The sequence below is a fragment of the Intrasporangium sp. genome (genome assembly GCF_036566125.1).
In the GTDB taxonomy this organism is placed as follows: domain Bacteria; phylum Actinomycetota; class Actinomycetes; order Actinomycetales; family Dermatophilaceae; genus Intrasporangium.
In genome coordinates this window covers 1-17,354 of record NZ_DATCWX010000095.1, presented here as the reverse complement: position 1 = coordinate 17,354, position 17,354 = coordinate 1, and the positions used below count along the sequence as shown (strand labels likewise).

General features: G+C 70.1%; 14 protein-coding genes and 1 pseudogene. All 15 read left to right on the top strand.

The annotated features are described in order from the left end of the window. Positions 1-188: 188 nt before the first annotated feature. Positions 189-2,003, top strand: coding sequence for a peptidoglycan D,D-transpeptidase FtsI family protein (locus tag VIR15_RS05875; protein WP_331926543.1), 1,815 nt, complete (start codon positions 189-191; stop codon positions 2,001-2,003). An 11-nt stretch (positions 2,004-2,014) separates the two neighbouring features. After that, the gene (locus VIR15_RS05870; RefSeq protein ID WP_331926542.1) at positions 2,015-3,682 is read left to right on the top strand and encodes a UDP-N-acetylmuramoyl-L-alanyl-D-glutamate--2,6-diaminopimelate ligase; all 1,668 of its coding nucleotides are present in this window, start codon (positions 2,015-2,017) and stop codon (positions 3,680-3,682) included. Further along, complete coding sequence (locus VIR15_RS05865; protein WP_331926541.1) at positions 3,679-5,070, top strand: UDP-N-acetylmuramoyl-tripeptide--D-alanyl-D-alanine ligase; 1,392 nt, start codon at positions 3,679-3,681, stop codon at positions 5,068-5,070. The genes VIR15_RS05870 and VIR15_RS05865 overlap by 4 nt, the downstream gene beginning before the upstream one ends. After that, entirely contained in the window at positions 5,067-6,149 is a 1,083-nt protein-coding gene (gene mraY, locus VIR15_RS05860) for a phospho-N-acetylmuramoyl-pentapeptide-transferase (protein ID WP_331926540.1), read from the top strand. The genes VIR15_RS05865 and mraY overlap by 4 nt, the downstream gene beginning before the upstream one ends. Continuing rightward, on the top strand, positions 6,146-7,636 hold the full coding sequence (gene murD / locus VIR15_RS05855; protein WP_331926539.1) for a UDP-N-acetylmuramoyl-L-alanine--D-glutamate ligase: 1,491 nt from the start codon (positions 6,146-6,148) through the stop codon (positions 7,634-7,636). Before mraY ends, murD begins: the two co-directional genes overlap by 4 nt. 5 nt (positions 7,637-7,641) lie before the next feature. Further along, on the top strand, positions 7,642-8,997 hold the full coding sequence (gene ftsW / locus VIR15_RS05850; protein WP_331926538.1) for a putative lipid II flippase FtsW: 1,356 nt from the start codon (positions 7,642-7,644) through the stop codon (positions 8,995-8,997). Next, positions 8,994-10,100, top strand: coding sequence for an undecaprenyldiphospho-muramoylpentapeptide beta-N-acetylglucosaminyltransferase (murG, locus tag VIR15_RS05845; RefSeq protein WP_331926537.1), 1,107 nt, complete (start codon positions 8,994-8,996; stop codon positions 10,098-10,100). Before ftsW ends, murG begins: the two co-directional genes overlap by 4 nt. Then, positions 10,097-11,562, top strand: a pseudogene (murC, locus tag VIR15_RS05840) (UDP-N-acetylmuramate--L-alanine ligase). Before murG ends, murC begins: the two are co-directional and overlap by 4 nt. Beyond that, positions 11,559-12,317, top strand: a complete 759-nt coding sequence (locus VIR15_RS05835) for a cell division protein FtsQ/DivIB (protein WP_331926536.1) — start codon at positions 11,559-11,561, stop codon at positions 12,315-12,317. Before murC ends, VIR15_RS05835 begins: the two are co-directional and overlap by 4 nt. A 306-nt stretch (positions 12,318-12,623) precedes the next feature. After that, the gene (ftsZ, locus tag VIR15_RS05830) at positions 12,624-13,922 is read left to right on the top strand and encodes a cell division protein FtsZ (protein ID WP_331926535.1); all 1,299 of its coding nucleotides are present in this window, start codon (positions 12,624-12,626) and stop codon (positions 13,920-13,922) included. Positions 13,923-14,110: 188 nt separating this feature from the next. Beyond that, the gene (pgeF, locus tag VIR15_RS05825; protein WP_331926534.1) at positions 14,111-14,860 is read left to right on the top strand and encodes a peptidoglycan editing factor PgeF; all 750 of its coding nucleotides are present in this window, start codon (positions 14,111-14,113) and stop codon (positions 14,858-14,860) included. Beyond that, positions 14,857-15,591: a YggS family pyridoxal phosphate-dependent enzyme gene (locus VIR15_RS05820; protein ID WP_331926533.1), complete on the top strand. Its 735-nt coding sequence runs from the start codon at positions 14,857-14,859 to the stop codon at positions 15,589-15,591. The genes pgeF and VIR15_RS05820 overlap by 4 nt, the downstream gene beginning before the upstream one ends. A 38-nt stretch (positions 15,592-15,629) precedes the next feature. Beyond that, complete coding sequence (locus VIR15_RS05815) at positions 15,630-16,112, top strand: cell division protein SepF (protein WP_331926532.1); 483 nt, start codon at positions 15,630-15,632, stop codon at positions 16,110-16,112. A 90-nt stretch (positions 16,113-16,202) separates the two neighbouring features. Further along, positions 16,203-16,487, top strand: coding sequence for a YggT family protein (locus VIR15_RS05810; protein ID WP_331926531.1), 285 nt, complete (start codon positions 16,203-16,205; stop codon positions 16,485-16,487). Positions 16,488-16,671: 184 nt separating this feature from the next. Continuing rightward, positions 16,672-17,354, top strand: a 683-nt coding sequence (locus VIR15_RS05805; protein WP_331926530.1) for a DivIVA domain-containing protein, incomplete at its 3' end; no start/stop codon positions are given.

Below are 17,354 nucleotides of genomic sequence, written 5' to 3'. Positions count from 1 at the left end.
CCCGCCAAGCGCAGGGACGCGGTACCCCGCGTCGCGCGAGCCCGTCGCAGCGCAGCACTGAACAGCGCACCCGGGATCGCCAGGAGACGGCGCGTCCCTCGACCCCGAGTCCTCGCGGTCGGGGCCCCGCGCCAAAGCGTGGGGCCTCGCCTCGCGGACCGCGGCGGCAGCGCCGACTGCGCATCGCCGTGGCCAATCCGCGGGGCCGCGCACGGTTCATGTTCATCGCTGCGCTCTTCCTCTTCAGCGTCTTCGCCGCACAGCTGCTGCGCATCCAGGCCTTCGACGCCTCGGCCACGCAGGCCGCCGCGCTGTCCAAGCGCCTGATCAAGCTGCACACACCGGCGATGCGGGGCCAGATCCTCGACACGAACGGCCAGGTCCTGGCCGACAGCGTCGAGCGCTTCACCATCGCCGCCGACCCGGTGGCGATCCAGTGCTACGTCAAGGTGCAGGGGGAGTGCGGGTGGCAGGGCGTCCACCAGGCGGCGGCGGACCTGGCACCGAAGCTGGGCCTCGACGTCGCCCGCCTCACCACGCTCTTCACCAAGCCGAACACCCGATACGTCATCGTCAAGAAGGACGTCACTCCGAGCGACTGGCGACAGATCCAGGCCCTCGGCGTCCCCGGCATCGCGGCAGAACGCACGGCGAAGCGCCTCTATCCGACCTCGATGGCGCTGGGCCAGCTCGTCGGCTACGTCAACGCGGCGGACCAGACGGCAGGTGGCGGCGTCGAGCTCATGCTCGATGGGACGCTGGCCGGCAGGTCAGGCACGACGGTCGCAGAGCGGGCGCAGAACGGCGCCGTCATCCCCGGCTCTCAGCGGGTCGACCAACCAGCGGTGGATGGCCGAAACGTCAGGCTCACCATCGACTCCGATATTCAGTGGTACGCGCAGAACGCGCTCGCCAAGCAGGTGACGGCTGTCAAGGCCGAGACGGGCACGGCGATTGTCCTCGAGCTGGCGACAGGCAAGATCCGCGCTGCCGCCAGCTACCCGACGTTCGATCCAAATGACCTGTCGTCGGCCTCCACGGCGGCCCTGCGCAACCACGCCTTCGAGGACGCCTTCGAGCCCGGATCGACCGGGAAGCTCATGACGATGGCTGCGGCGCTGGAGCACGGCGTGGTGACGCCCGACACGGGCGTCATCGTCCCGAATCGGCTGCCCCGGGCGGGGATGAAGTTCAAGGACCACGAGAACCACGGCACCGAGCAGCTGACGGCAACCGGCGTCATCGCCAAGTCGTCGAACCTCGGCACGATCCTCGTCGGAGAGCGAGTGCAGCCGGCCGCGATGGAGCAGATGTACCGGAAGTTCGGCGTCGGCCAGAAGACCGAGGTCGGCTTCGCCGGCGAGTCGAGCGGCGAGCTCGCGAAGGCGAGCGACTGGAACGCACCGCAGCGGTACACCGTGCTCTTCGGCCAGGGATACGCCCTCACGGCGGTCCAGGCGGCCAGCGTGTTCGCAACCGTGGCCAACGGGGGCATCCGGATGCCGCTGTCCCTGGTCGAGGGCACGTACAACGACAGCGGCACGTACGTGCCGGCCCCGTCGGGGCAGGGCACCCGCATCGTGTCGGAGCGCACGGCAACCGAGCTGAGCCGGATGCTCGAGGAGGTCACGGGCGAGAACGGGACCGCTTCCGACGCCCGCATCGAGGGTTACCGCGTGGCCGGGAAGACGGGTACGGCCGATCGCTACGACGAGAAGCTGGGCCGCTACAACGGCTTCACCGCGTCGTTCATCGGCTACGCCCCGGCCGAGAAGCCAAAGTATGTCGTCGCCGTGTTCATCCACAAACCGCAGGCCGGGATGTTCGGTGGGGCCCTGGCCGGTCCGGTGTTCAACCAGGTGATGACCTATCTCCTCGAGCGGGAGAACACGCCGTGGAGCACGCCCTCGGACCTCAAGTACCACGTGTGGGCGGAGAAGAGCCTCTCGCCGAACGACCCCGACGTGCTGAGCGACGCCCGGGCTCGCCGGGACGGCCTGTAAGTTGGGCTGACGTGTCACCTGACCTGATCCGACCCTCGACGTCGGGCGTGTCCCTGCGCGTCCTCGCCGAGCGCAGTGGCGGCGTCCGTGGTGCCACTGACGTCCCTCCGGACCTCACCGTCACGGGCGTCTCGCTGGACAGCCGGGCCGTCCGGCCGGGTGACCTCTATGCCGCCCTTCCGGGGCAGCACGTCCATGGGGCACGGTTCGTGGCTGATGCCGTACGCCTGGGCGCCGTCGCCGTGATCACCGACCACGCAGGGGCGGCCACGATCGAGGAGCACGGGCCGCCCGGCGTCCCGGTCCTCGTCAGCGACAGTCCGCGAGCCCGCCTCGGTCGCATCGCCGCGACCGTCTATGGCGACCCGGGGTCGGACCTGACGATGATCGGGATCACCGGCACCAACGGCAAGACGACGACGGCCTACCTGCTGGAGTCGGCCCTACGGGCGCTCGGCCACCGGACCGGGCTCATCGGCACCGTCGAGACGCGCATCGGCGAGGAGCGCCTGGACTCCGCCTACACCACCCCCGAATCGCCCGATCTCCATGCCTTTCTCGCGGTGATGAGGGAGCGGGGAGCGGACACGTGCGTCATGGAGGTGTCGAGCCATGCGCTGCACCAGCACCGGGTCGACGGCGTCGTCTACGACGTCGCCCTGTTCACCAACCTCTCGCAGGACCACCTGGACTACCACCACTCGATGGACGACTACTTCGACGCGAAGGCCGGCCTCTTCACGCCCGAGCGCTGCCGCGCAGGAGTCGTGTGCGTCGACGACCACTGGGGGCACCGCCTGGTCGAGCGAGCCACGGTGCCCGTGACCACACTGACAACCACCGGCGGTGACAGCATTGACGGTTCTGACCGCACCGACGCAGACTGGGCGGTCGCTGCCCGGCCAGACGCAGGGCCAGCCGACGCACAGCCGGACGCGGCGCAGGGCGGCGGGTTCCGACTGCGCAACCGGACGGGGGACGTCTCGCTCGACCTGGTGTCGCATCTGCCGGGATCCTTCAACATCGCCAACACCGCGATCGCGGCCGTGACGCTGATCCGCCTCGGGTTCGCCCCGCACCGCGTCGAGGCAGCCCTGGCCGTGCCTCCTGTGGTGCCAGGCCGGATGGAGGTCGTGGTGGCCGGTGGCGGGGGCCAGCCGCGCTGCATCGTCGACTTCGCCCATACGCCTGACGCCATCGACGCTGCCCTGACTGCACTGCGGCCCTCGACCCGCGGTCGGCTCATCGCCGTCCTCGGTGCCGGCGGTGACCGGGACCGCAGCAAACGAGAGGCCATGGGAATGGCAGCGGGGAGGCGAGCGGACGTCGTCATCGTGACCGACGACAACCCGCGCTCGGAGGATCCGGCGGCGATTCGAGAGGCCGTCCTGGCCGGTGCCCGGCGGGCCGTCCGCGAGGGCGGTGCGAGGGCGACCGAGGTGCTCGACGGTGGGCGCAGGACCCAGGCCATCAACGAGGCGGTTGCGATGGCCGTCCATGACCCAAGCGACTCAAGCGACTCAAGCAACTCAAGCGGCTCCGGGGCGGTGGACACCGTCGTCGTCCTCGGCAAGGGCCACGAGAAGGGACAGGAGATCCACGGGGTGAAGCACCCGTTCGACGACCGAGACGCCGTGCGATCGGCGCTCAGCGCAGCCGTGGCGGGAGGAACCCGGTGATCCCCATCAGCCTGGCGGACCTCATCGAGGTCACGGGGGGCGAGGTTCACGGCTGCGACGACCCGGCCGCCGTCATCATCGACGGGGTCGTGACCACCGACTCCCGGGAGTGCGGACCGGGCAGCCTCTACGTCGCCCGGGTCGGCGAGTTCGCCGACGGTCACGACTACGCCCCCGCCGCCGTGGCGGCCGGGGCCGTGGCGGTGCTCGGCTCACGGCCCATCGGGGGCGTGCCCACCATCGCCGTCGACGACGTCCAGACGGCGTTCGGGCGGCTCGCGCGCGGCGTGCTCGACCGGGCGCCCGGCCTGCGGGTCGTCGGCATCACCGGCTCCTCCGGCAAGACGACGACCAAGGACCTGCTCGCCTCCGTCCTGTCCACCGCAGGGGAGACGGTGGCTCCGATCAACTCGCTCAACGGTGAGATCGGAGTGCCGCTCACCGTGTGCCGCATCACGCCGGCGACGCGCTACCTCGTTGTCGAGATGGGGGCCCGGGGGATCGGCCACCTCGAGTACCTCACCCACATCGCCCCTCCGCAGGTCGCGATCGTCCTCAACGTCGGCACCGCCCACGTGGGCGAGTTCGGCTCCCGCGCCAACATCGCACTCGCGAAGTCCGAGCTGCCCAAGGCGGTGCCACCGGAGGGCCTGTCCATCCTCAACGCCGACGATCCCCTGGTCGCCGCGATGGCGGGGGGCCTGCAGTCGCGCGTCCAGTTCGTCGGCCGCTCGCCTGAGGCGGAGGTGCGTGCGGAGGACGTGGCCGTCGACACGTGGGGCAGAGCGGCATACGACCTCGTCGCCCCGCAGGGGCGCACGCGAGTGTCCCTGCAGCTCAGTGGTGTCCACCATGTCGCCAACTCACTTGCCGTGGCGGCGGCAGCGTTGGAGCTCGGGATGCCGCTCGACCGGGTGGCGGCGGCGCTCTCGGCAGCGACGCCGATGAGTCGCTGGCGGATGGAGATCACTGAACGTCCGGACGGCGTCGTCGTCGTCAACGACGCGTACAACGCCAACCCGGACTCGATGCGCGCGGCGCTCGACGCGCTCGCCGCCATCGCGACGTCGGGAGCGCGCTGGGCCATCCTCGGCCAGATGCTCGAGCTCGGTCCGGACGGTGACCGTGAGCACGCCGCCATCGGGTCGTATGCCGCCGGGCTGGGTGTCGACCACGTCGTGGCCGTCGGCGACGGGGCGAGGGCCTACGGCGCCGGCGAGTGGCTTCCGAACGTCGACGCGGCCCACGAGTTCCTCGAGGCACGACTTCAGCCCGGCGACGTCGTCCTGCTCAAGTCGAGCCGCGACAGCGGGCTACGGTGGCTCGGTGACCGGCTCGCCGGCACCGGCGAGTGGGCCGATGGCAACGAGAGGACGGTGGCGCCGTGAAGGGTGTCCTTGCGGCGGCCGCCTTCTCATTGCTCTTCTCCCTCCTGGGCACCCCACTGTTCATCAAGTTCCTCGTCCGACGGGGCTACGGCCAGTTCGTCCGCGACGACGGCCCGACCACGCATCACACCAAGCGCGGCACCCCGACGATGGGAGGGGCGGTCATCCTCGCCGCCACCCTCGGCGCGTACGCAGCGGCACACCTGGTGACGCTCACGCCGCTCACTGCGAGCGGCGTGCTCGTCCTCTTCCTCATGACTGGTCTTGGCATCGTCGGCTTCCTCGACGACTTCATCAAGATCTCCAAGCAGCGCAGCCTCGGGCTGCGATCGCGGGAGAAGCTCTTCGGCCAGACCCTCGTCGGTGTCATCTTCGCGGTTCTGGCGCTGCAGTTCCCCAACGAGCAGTACCGGACGCCTGCCTCGCCGTTCATCTCCTTCGTGCGCGACACGAACATCAACCTCGCCTTCGCGGGCACGCTGGTCGGGATGATCCTGTTCGTCATCTGGGCCAACCTCATGATCGCCGGCACATCCAACGGCGTGAACCTCACCGACGGCCTCGACGGCCTCGCCACCGGGGTCTCGACGATGGTGTTCGGTGCCTACGTGCTCATCAGCCTCTGGACCTTCAACCAGAACTGCCAGACCAACCCGGGCATCAAGTGTTACGAGGTGCGTGACTCCCACGATCTCGCGCTCGTGGCCGCCGCGGGCATGGGAGCGTGCTTCGGCTTCCTGTGGTGGAACGCGACGCCCGCCAAGATCTTCATGGGCGACACGGGCTCGCTCGCCCTCGGCGGAGCCCTGGCCGGCCTCGCCATCACGACCCGCACGCAGCTGCTCATCATCATCCTCGGCGGCCTCTTCGTCCTCGAGGTGCTGTCGGTGATGGCCCAGGTGATCTCGTTCAAGACGACCGGCAAACGGGTGTTGCGGATGGCTCCCTTGCACCATCATTTCGAGATGGTGGGCTGGCATGAGGTCACCGTCGTCGTCCGGTTCTGGATCATCGCGGGCCTGTTCGTGGCCCTGGGGCTCGGCATCTTCTACGCGGAGTGGGTGGTGGGGACGCAATGATCTTCGATCCCGCCTACGAGCCCCGGCCGGGGCTCACACACAGGGACGCCGACTGGTCCGGCCTGCGCGTTCTCGTCGTCGGTCTCGGCGTGTCCGGGTTCGCGGCCGCCGACGCGCTCGCCGAGCGCGGAGCAGCGGTCACTGCCGTGTCCCGTGACGTCACGGACGTGATCACCGAGCGGGCCGCCATCCTCGACATCCTGGGCGTCGAGGTCCGACTCGGCCCGGAGCACCTGAGCGAGCCTCCCGAGGACACCGAGCTCGTCGTCACCTCACCCGGCGTGCCGCCGCACGACGCCCTGATGCTCTCGGCAACCACGCGTGGGGTGCCGATCTGGGGTGAGGTCGAGCTGGCCTGGCGCATGCGCCCCCTCGAGGGCGCGGCTCCTTGGCTCACGGTCACCGGCACGAACGGCAAGACGACGACCGTCAACATGCTCGCCTCGATCCTGCGGTCGTCCGGCTTGCGTGCGACGTCGGCCGGCAACGTCGGCACGCCGATCCTCGAGGCCGTCCTGCACCCCGAGCCCTACGACGTGCTCGCGGTCGAGCTGTCCAGCTTCCAGCTGCACTGGCAGCGATCGGTCTCCGCCGTTGCGTCCGCGGTGCTCAACGTCGCCCCCGACCATCTCGACTGGCACGGCTCATACGCCGAGTACCTGCGAGCGAAGGGGAAGATCTACGACAACACCCATCTCGCCTGCGTCTACAACGTCGCCGACATCCAGACCGAGCAGCTCGTCATGGAGGCCGAGGTCGTCGAGGGCTGCCGGGCCATCGGCTTCACGACAGGGATCCCGGCTCCGTCCATGATCGGGGTCGTCGACGACGTGCTCGCCGATCGAGCCTTCGTCGAGCAGCGACAGCACGCGGCGGCGGAGCTGTGCACCATGGACGACCTGCGCGGCGACGCACCGTCGGTGGCACCCCACTACCTCGCCAACGCGCTGGCCGCGGCGGCCCTCGCCCGCGCCTACGGCGTGGGACCGATCGCGGTGCGTGACGGGCTGCGGGCCTTCCGGCCCGACCCGCACCGCATCGCAGAGATCGCCACGGTGCACGGGGTGCGGTGGGTCAACGACTCCAAGGCGACCAACGCGCACGCCGCCGCTGCGGCCCTGACGTCATTCGACAGCGTCATCTGGATCGCGGGTGGGCTGCTCAAGGGCGCCGACGTCGACAGCCTCGTCGAGGAGGTCGCCTCGCGGCTGCGCGGCGTGGTGCTCATCGGCGCGGACCGGGCCAAGCTCGCCGAGGCACTGTCCCGACACGCACCGGATGTGCCGGTCGTGGACGTCCCCGACACGGACACTGGGGTCATGGATCTCGTCGTCGCTCATGCCGCGCGCCTCGCGCAGCCCGGCGACGTGGTCCTGCTCGCGCCGGCCGCCGCGTCGATGGACATGTTCACCAACTACAGCGCGCGTGGCAACGCCTTCGAGGAGGCCGTCCGGCGGCACGTGGAGGGGCGCGGTGGCGAGCTGTGAGCTCGGTGACCACTGGCCGACGAGGAGCGGGCGCCGGCATCAGACCGCCGCACCGACCCGCGAAGCAACCTGTCAAGAAACCTGCCGAGCGTGCCACGCCCGGGAGGCGGGGCGGGACGGCTGACGGCGGTCCGTCACTCCTGCACTTCGGCAAGCTCGAGTCGCCGCTCACCACGTACTACCTGTTGCTCGGCGTCACGACGACACTCGTCGTGTTCGGCCTCATCATGGTCTTCTCCGCCTCGAGCGTCGAGGCGCTCCTCGCGGACAAGGCGTTCTACAGCGACTTCGTGAGGCAGCTGTTCTTCGCCGTGCTCGGGGCCGCTGTGGCGGCGTGGGCGGCCCGGTGGCCCGTGCGGTGGTGGCGACGACTGGCCGGCGTGTCCCTCATCGGGGCCGTGGCGCTCCAGGCGGCCATCTTCGTGCCTGGCCTCGGCGTCAAGCACCAGGGCAACCTCAACTGGCTGGACCTCGGGTTCATCCAGATCCAGCCGTCGGAGTTCGCCAAGATCGCCCTCGTCCTCACTGGCGCCGCCATCTTCGCCAACAAGGGCAGCCTGGTCGGCAACTGGCTCCACGCCATCCTGCCCTACGTCCTGCCGATCAGCGCGGTCGTCCTCGCGCTCGTGCTCGCAGGGAACGACCTCGGGACGGGGCTCGTCATGGGCCTCATCGTCGTTGCCGTCCTCTTCGTCGCGGGCGCGCCCAAACGGCTCTTCGTCGTCGGTGGGGCCGGCATCGTCGCCGGCATCGTCGTCCTCGTCACGTCCAGCAGCAACCGCACGGCGCGCATCAGCAACTGGCTGGACCCGACCTGCCAAACCGACCCGGACGGCTGGTGCGGGCAGTCCGTCCACGGGCTCTATGCCCTCGCCGACGGTGGCTGGTGGGGCGTCGGTCTCGGCGGGTCCAAGGAGAAGTGGAAGTGGCTCGCCGAGGCCCACAACGACTTCATCTTCGCCATCATCGGGGAGGAGCTCGGGCTGCCCGGCACTCTCCTGGTCCTCGTCCTCTTCGGCGTGCTGGCCTGGGCGTGCTATCGGCTCGTCACGCGGACGCAGGACCGCTTCATCCGGGTCGCCTCCGCCGGCATCATGGCCTGGCTCATCGGCCAGGCGATGATCAACATCGGCTCGGTCATCGGGCTGTTCCCCGTCGTCGGCGTGCCACTCCCGCTCGTGTCCGCCGGGGGTTCCTCGCTCGTCACCACGCTGCTTGCCCTCGGCATGCTGCTCTCCTTCGCGCGCACCGAGCCAGGCTGCCGCGCCCTGCTCGCCGCCCGTCCCGGAGTCATCAAGCGGACGCTCAGCGTCCTTCCCTCCCGGCGGCCCTCCCGTCCGACCCGTCTCAGAAACCGGTGATCCGCGTGTCCTCGCCCACCTCCGTCCTGCTCGCCGGGGGAGGCAGCGCCGGCCATGTCTCGCCGCTGCTGGCTCTCGCCGACGCACTGGTGCGCCGACACCCGGGCATCACGGTCACCGCGCTGGGCACCGAGGTCGGCCTCGAGGCACGGCTGGTGCCAGCTCGTGGCTTCGACCTGCGCTACGTGCCCAAGGTCCCGCTGCCTCGTCGGCCCAGTGCTGACCTGCTGCGGCTGCCGGGCCGGCTCAAGGAGGCGGTGGCGGCAGCCGGACGGGCGATCGACGATACCCGGGCCGAGGTCGTCGTCGGGTTCGGCGGCTACGTGAGCACGCCCGCCTACGTCGCGGCCCGACGGCGCCGGATCCCGATCGTCATCCACGAGCAGAACGCCCGTCCCGGGGTCGCCAACCGTCTCGGTGCTCGATTGACCCCCTACGTCGCGACCACGTTCTCGCGCACCCGGCTTCCGCGGGCCAGGCGAATCGGGATGCCCCTGCGCCGCGAGATCACCCACCTCGACCGCGCCGCGATCCGGCCCGAGGCCCTTGAGCACTTCCGGCTGGAGGCCGACCGGCCCACGGTGCTCGTCACAGGCGGCTCCCTCGGGGCGCAGCGGCTCAACGACGCGTTCGCGGCCTCCGCCGAGCGACTGAGCCGGGGCGGCGTCCAGGTTCTGCACATCACCGGGATCGGCAAGGACTTCACGCCCGAGGTGCCCGAGGGCGGCGCTCCCTACCGCGTCGTTCCCTACGCCGACCGGATGGAGCTGGCCTACGCCGCGGCCGGCCTCGTGGTGGCCCGGTCGGGTGCCAACACGGTGTGCGAGCTCACCGCCGTCGGCCTGCCCGCCGTCTACGTGCCGCTGCCGATCGGCAACGGAGAGCAGCGGCTCAACGCCACCGAGGTGGTGGCCGCTGGCGGCGGGATCCTGGTCGAGGACGCCGCGCTGACGCCCGAGTGGGTGCAGGCGCACGTGCTACCGCTCGCCACTGACGACGAGCAGCTGGCGCACATGACGCAGGCTGCCGCCCGACTGGGGGAGCGCGCTGCCGACGAGGCGCTGGCCGACCTCGTCGACGAGGCCTGGGGCTCGCATCGATGAGCGGTCAGCCCACTGCTGAGCAGCCTTTTGCGGCAGCCAGATTCGACTTCTCCGCGCAGGTCCCGAGGGCTGACGAGCTCGGACGGGTCCACTTCCTCGCGATCGGCGGCGCCGGGATGTCCGGTGTTGCGCGCATCATGCTCGCTCGCGGGATCGAGGTGTCCGGCAGCGATGCCAAGGACGTCCCGGTGCTCACCTCGCTCCGCAGCGAGGGCGCCACGGTCTGGGTCGGCTTCGACGAGGAGCACCAGGTGGGGGCTCCGACGGTCGTCATGTCCTCGTCGATCCGGGACGACAACGTCGAGCTGGTCGCGGCACGAGGGCGCGGCGCCCGGATCCTGCACCGGGCTCAGGCCCTGGCGAGCTTGATGCACGGACAACGCCGGCTCGCGGTGGCGGGCGCCAACGGCAAGACGACGACGACGTCGTTGTTGGCGGTCGCCCTGCAGGGGTGCGGTCTCGACCCGTCCTTCGCTGTCGGCGGCGAACTCGCCCGGCACGGGACCAACGCGCACCAGGGGGCGGACGACGTCTTCGTCGTCGAGGCGGATGAGAGTGACGGCTCGTTCCTCGTCTATCGCCCCGACGTCGCCATCGTCACCAACGTCCAGCCCGACCACCTCGACTTCTATGGCAGCTTCACGGTCGTGCAGGCCGCCTACGACGCCTTCGTCCGGACCGTGCGGCCGGGCGGTCTCGTCGTGACCTGCGCGGACGACGCCGGCGCGGTGGGCCTGGCAGAGCGCGCCCGAGGCGATGGCCTCAGGATCATCACCTACGGCTTCGACCCCCGCTCCGACCTGCTCCTGCGCGACTACTCCCAGGACGGCCTCACGTCGGCCGCGACCCTGCTGGACGGAGGCGTCGAGCACCGCCTCCGGCTCGGCATCCCGGGCCGTCACAACGCCCTCGACGCGGTGGCCGCGTATGCCGCCGCTGTCCACGGCCTTGGCCAGGAACCCGCCGGGGTGCTTGCGGGCCTCGCGTCGTTCACGGGCACGCGGCGACGGTTCGAGCCGAGGGCGAGGTGGGTGGCGTCGTCGTCATCGACGACTACGCCCACAACGCAGGCAAGGTCGCGGCGGTCGTCGAGACGGCGGTCCGGCTCGTCGAGCCGCCCGGTCGGCTCATCGTGGTCTTCCAGCCGCACCTCTACAGCCGTACCCAGGACTTCGCGACCGAGCTGGGGCAGGGCCTGGCACCGGCCGACATCGTCGTCGTCATGGACGTCTACGCCGCGCGGGAGGACCCGGTGCCGGGCGTCTCCGGTCAGCTCGTCGCCGATGCCGTCGCAGGCGCCCGGCCCGACGCGGAGGTTCACTACGTTGCCTCGTGGTCGGAGGTGCCCGGCGTCGTGGCCGGGCTGGTGCGGCCCGGAGACCTGGTCCTGACGGTCGGCGCCGGCGACGTGACGATGATCGGGCCGGAGGTGCTGCGACTCCTCGGCGGAGGACCGCCGTGAAGCAGGCGACCCGCTCGCGTCGCACCGGGATCGCCTCTGCGCGACGCCGATTCGAGCGTCGCGCCGCACGTGCGCGGCGTCGGCCGTGGCTGATCATCGTCGTGGCCACCCTGGTGGTGCTGCTCGCGGCAGGGGCGGTGTGGCTCGGGTGGTTCAGCTCTCTCCTCCTCGCGGAGCGGGTCGACGTCAGAGGCGTCGGGTCGTCGGAGGCCCGAGTGGTGCGGGAGGTCGCGGCCGTGCCCCTCGGCGGCCCTTTGATGGGCGTCGACACTGGCGCCGTGACAGATCGGATCGAACGCGACCGCCGCTGGGTGGAGGTCTCGGTCGCCCGGCGGCTTCCGCACAGCGTCGTCATCGAGGTGACTCCGCGGGTCGCCGTCCTGGTGGTCCGCGGCCGGTCCGGTGCGCTCGAGCTCTACGACCACGACGGCGTCGCCTTCCGGACCGTCGCCGAGGCGCCCGACGGACTGCCCCTCGTCTCGTCGACGGGCGGTGCCCCCACCCCAGAGGGGGTCAAGGCCGTCCTCCACGCCCTTGCCGCGCTCGACCGTGGGCTGCGCGAGGCCGTGACGGACGTGGCCCTGGCCGGTGGGGATCGCGTGGAGCTCACCCTGGACACGAAGGCCGGCCGACGGACCGTGCTCTGGGGCGGGCCGGACGACGCGGCTGTCAAGGCGAAGCTCGTGGCTGTCCTCATTGCCGAGCCCGGTCGCACCATCGACGTCACGGTTCCCGAGGCGCCGGTGACCCGTTGACAGCACCGCAGCATCGGCCGGCACCGTCCCGCACCATGGCCGCTGGCATTGTGACAATCGCCCCGCCGACACGCGGCGTGGTGGGTTGAACCGCCTCCGCCCGCGGCATACCGTCGGGGCACTGGTTCGTGACCAAACCGTAACCTTTAGGTCAACGTTTAAGGTTTGAGGGCTAGCGGCTTGGCACGGGCGGCACGGTCCACACCAGGTCAACACCAGTTCCGGCGCCGACACGAAAGTCGCCCCGGCACCCGGAACCACTCAGCACGGCAGCACCTTGCACCACCTCCAGGAAGGCCCACTCCCGTGGCAGCAGCACCGCAGAACTACTTGGCCGTCATCAAGGTCGTCGGCATCGGCGGCGGTGGGGTCAATGCCATCAACCGCATGATCGAGGTCGGCCTCAAGGGTGTCGAGTTCATCGCAATCAACACCGACGCGCAGGCACTGCTCATGAGTGACGCCGACGTCAAGCTCGACGTCGGTCGCGAGCTGACCCGTGGCCTCGGCGCGGGGGCAGATCCCGAGGTGGGCAAGAAGGCTGCCGAGGACCATGCGGAGGAGATCGAGGAGGTGCTCAAGGGTGCCGACATGGTTTTCGTGACCGCGGGCGAGGGCGGCGGGACCGGGACGGGCGGCGCCCCGGTCGTGGCGCGGATCGCACGTGGTCTCGGCGCGCTCACGATCGGCGTCGTGACCCGTCCCTTCACGTTCGAGGGCCGCCGCCGGGCCAACCAGGCCGAGGCCGGTATCGCGTCGCTGCGCGAGGACGTCGACACCCTGATCGTCATCCCCAACGACCGGCTGCTGTCGATCAGCGACCGCAACGTGTCGATGATGGATGCCTTCCGGTCCGCCGACCAGGTCCTGCTCTCCGGTGTCCAGGGCATCACCGACCTGATCACGACGCCCGGCCTCATCAACCTCGACTTCGCCGACGTCAAGTCGGTCATGCAGGGTGCAGGGTCGGCTCTCATGGGCATCGGGTCCGCCCGCGGCGAGGACCGGGCCGTTCAGGCAGCCGAGCTCGCCATCAGCTCGCCGTTGCTCGAGGCCTCCATCGACGGAGCGCACGGAGTGCTGCTCTCCGTGCAGGGTGGCAGTGACCTCGGGCTCTTCGAGATCAACGAGGCCGCACGCCTGGTCCAGGAGGCCGCGCACCCGGAGGCCAACATCATCTTCGGCGCCGTCATCGACGATGCGCTCGGTGACGAGGTCCGGGTGACCGTCATCGCCGCCGGTTTCGACGGTGGCGGACCCACGAAGCGGCAGGATGACCGAGCCCTGGGGCAGGTGATGGGGCAGGCAACGGGCCAGCGCCCCCAACCGCCGCAGCCCGCCCAGAACAACAACCACCACGTTGCGTCGACGTCCGTCTCGACCCCGCCTGCGCACCAACCGACACCACCCCCGGCCGAGGCTGAGCCGGTTCACATTCCAGTTCAACCTCAGCCTCAGACCTACCAACCGGTCAACCACGTGCCTCCGCCGCAGACCGTGTCGCCGGTGTCGGGACACGCGCAGCAGCTGCCGACCCAACAGCCGCCACGTCAGCCCACGTTCGAGGACAGCGACGACCTCGACGTGCCCGACTTCCTCAAGTGACCCCGCTGCGGGACCCGGCTCTCAGTGCCGGGTCCCGCACTCATGTGACCCAGGCACCATGGCCGTATGCCGCTGAGTTCCCTTCCAGCGCAAGCGAGCCTTGGTGCGGCCCCTTGGTTGGGCCTGGTTGGGCATGGTCAGGCGTCGTCACTGACTGGCAAGGGCTGCGGGGAAGGTAGGTTGGGTCGGTGTTCTTCTGGCGATCGACGATCCCCGGCGTCGATGGGGGCCCAGGCATCGAGGTGGCGTTCACCGGACGTGCCGCGGTTTCCGGAGAGTCGTCGTACTCCGGCCTCAACCTCGGCGGCCACGTCGGCGACTCGCCCGATGCCGTCGAGCAGAACCGCGTTGCCCTGGCCGGCTCGCTGCACGTGCCTCGAGAGCGGCTGCTCTTCATGAACCAGGTCCACGGGACGGACGTCGTCGAGGTCCATGGACCGTGGGCCGGCGCCGCGCCCCGTGTTGATGGGATCGTCTCTGCCACGTCACAGCTGGCTCTGGCCGTGCTCGTCGCCGACTGCGTCCCGGTGCTCCTGCACGACGTCCAGGCGCGCGTCGTCGGCGCCGTGCACGCCGGCCGGCCCGGATTGCTCGACGGAATCGTGCCGCGCGCCGTCGGCGCCATGCATTCCCTGGGGGCGGATCAGGTCTCGGCGATCGTCGGCCCCTCCGTGTGCGGTCGGTGCTACGAGGTGCCCGAGGATCTGGTGCAGGCGGCAGCTACCGTCGCCCCGACGTCCGTGACGACGTCGTGGACCGGCACTCCCGCGATCGATGTGGCGGCCGGAGTGATCGAGCAGCTGGCCGGGCTGGGAGTGCCCGTCGAGCGGGTCGCCGGGTGCACGCGCGAGGACGAGGAGCTCTACTCGTACCGTCGCGACGGAGTCACCGGCCGCTTCGCTGGTGTGGTCATGCTGCACGGGGAGCGCGGCGCGTGAGCGAGGCGACGGGGCAGCCGGCCGACGCGCGCCGGACCGAGCTGGCGGCCGCACTCGCCTCGGTCCGCCATCGGATCAGCACCGCCTGCGCGTCCGCGGGACGGGACCCGGCCGAGATCACCCTCGTGGTGGTGACCAAGTACTTCCCGGCCAGCGACATTCTCCTGCTCCACGATCTCGGTGTCCGGGCCATCGGCGAGAACAAGGACCAGGAGGCCGGGCCGAAGATCGCGGCGGTGCGGACGGCGCTTCCCGGCGACGCTCAGCTCGAGCTGCACTTCGTCGGGCGCTTGCAGTCCAACAAGGCTCGCCACGTTGCCGGGTACGCCGACGTCGTCCACTCCGTTGACCGCACCAAGCTGCTCCGCGGGCTGTCGGCGGGCGCGGTGGAGCGCGGCCGTCCGCTGTCGGTGCTCATCCAGGTCAGCCTCGATGGCGATACCAGTCGCGGCGGAACGCTCCCAGCAGACGTGCCGAAGCTCGCCGCGGCCGTTGTCGACCGGGCGGGTCTCGTCCTCAAGGGCGTCATGGCGATCGCCCCCGTCGAAGCCGACGCCGGCGACAGCTTCGCCCTCCTTTGGGAAGTGGCGAGCGGCATACGGGCCCAGCATCCCGGCGCCGACTGGGTGTCGGCCGGCATGAGTGGAGACCTCGAGGCGGCCATCCGGCACGGAGCGACACACCTGCGTGTCGGAACCGCAATCCTCGGCTCACGCCCGTCACTTCTGTAACGTCTTGGGCAACGGTTATCCGAGGCTTGGGAGTGGGCATGGCAGGGGCACTGCGCAAGACGATGGTGTACCTGGGACTCAGCGAAGAGGACCCGCGTCACGATCGCTATGACGACTACGACGCCTATGACGACCAGGACCGCTTCGAGGCCGATTCCGATCACACGGCGGCGGTGACTCCGCTGCCGACGAAGCGTGCCGTAGCCGCGGTCGTGAACGATCCCGAGGTGCACCCGCTCAACCGGATCACCACGATCCACCCGCGGACGTACAACGAGGCGAAGAACATCGGCGAGTGGTTCCGGGACCAGGTGCCGGTCATCATGAACCTCAGCGACATGGATGATGCGGACGCCAAGCGACTCGTCGACTTCGCCGCCGGCCTCGTGTTCGGCCTCCACGGCACCATAGAGCGGGTCACCTCGAAGGTGTTCTTGCTCTCACCATCACACGTCGAGATCGCCGCGGACGAGCCGGAGGTCCAGCCCCCCTCCACGCGTGGCTTCTTCAACCAGAGCTGACCCGGCTGCGCTCACGACATCGGGTCCTGCCGCCGGTCGGCGGAAGGACCCGATTTCTGACGGTGCCACTTCATCAGGGACACTGAGCGCATGGACCTGATCTGGACCATCTACGGCGTGGTGGTCTTCACCTTCTTCATCGCTCTCATTGCCCGTTTCGTGCTCGAGTGGGTGCAGGTTCTCTCGCGCTCCTGGCGACCCAGCGGCCTCGTCCTGGTGCTGGCTGAGGCGGTCTACACCGTTACCGATCCGCCACTCAAGGCGCTGCGCAAGGTGATTCCCTCGCCGACCCTGGGCGGCGTGCGCCTCGACCTCAGCTTCCTCGTGCTCATGCTGCTCACCTCGTTCGCGCTCAACGTCCCGAGCTTTTTCTGAGGATGTCCCGCACACGGCCCAGCGCAGGATCTGACGGATCTGTGCAACGATGCCCGCGCCACGAAACCAGCGGGGCGCGGCTGCACCGGGTCCTCACCTGCGAGTGGCATCATGTGGCTTTGGGTCGTGACCGGTTCGTTAGATAAGTTGGCCCCTGACCATTACATCTGTATCGAGGTGACACATGGCGCTTACGCCGGAGCAGGTGCTGAACAAGCACTTCCAGACCACGCAGTTCCGACGTGGTTACGAGGAGCGGGACGTCGACGACTTCCTCGATGAGATCGTCGCGGAGATGCGTTCGCTCATCGAGCAGCGCGACGACTACCTGAAGCAGCTCAACGACTGCCGCGCGAGCAAGAACCAGCCGGCTGTCCGGAGCGACGGCCCCACACAAGCGATGCCGCCGGTGGGACGTCCCGGTGACGACGCGAAGCTCGGGGCGCTCACGGCGAAGATCCAGGACGCCGAGCGGGCCTTCAAGGCTGCGTCGGACCGAGCTGCGAAGGCGAAGGCCGAGGCGGATGCCGCTGAGCGGGCGGCGCGCGAGCGCATCGAGCGTGCCAAGGCCGACGCGGAGCGGGCCGAGGCGGCCGCCCGATCCGCGGTCGACCAGAAGGCGCTCAACGACGCCCAGGCGAAGCTGAACGCCCTGAACACCCAGGTTGCGGACGCGGAGTCGAAGCTGACCAAGGCCCGCGAGCAGGCGAAGGCCGCCGAGGAGGCCGCCCGGACCGCAGAGCAGCAGGCCACCCGGCTGCGTGCCGAGTCGGAGAGCGCCCCGGCGGCTTCGGCGGCAAGCACCGCGGACGCCGCCGGTGTCATTGCCCTCGCCCAGAGGCTCCACGACGAGCACGTGGCGGCTGG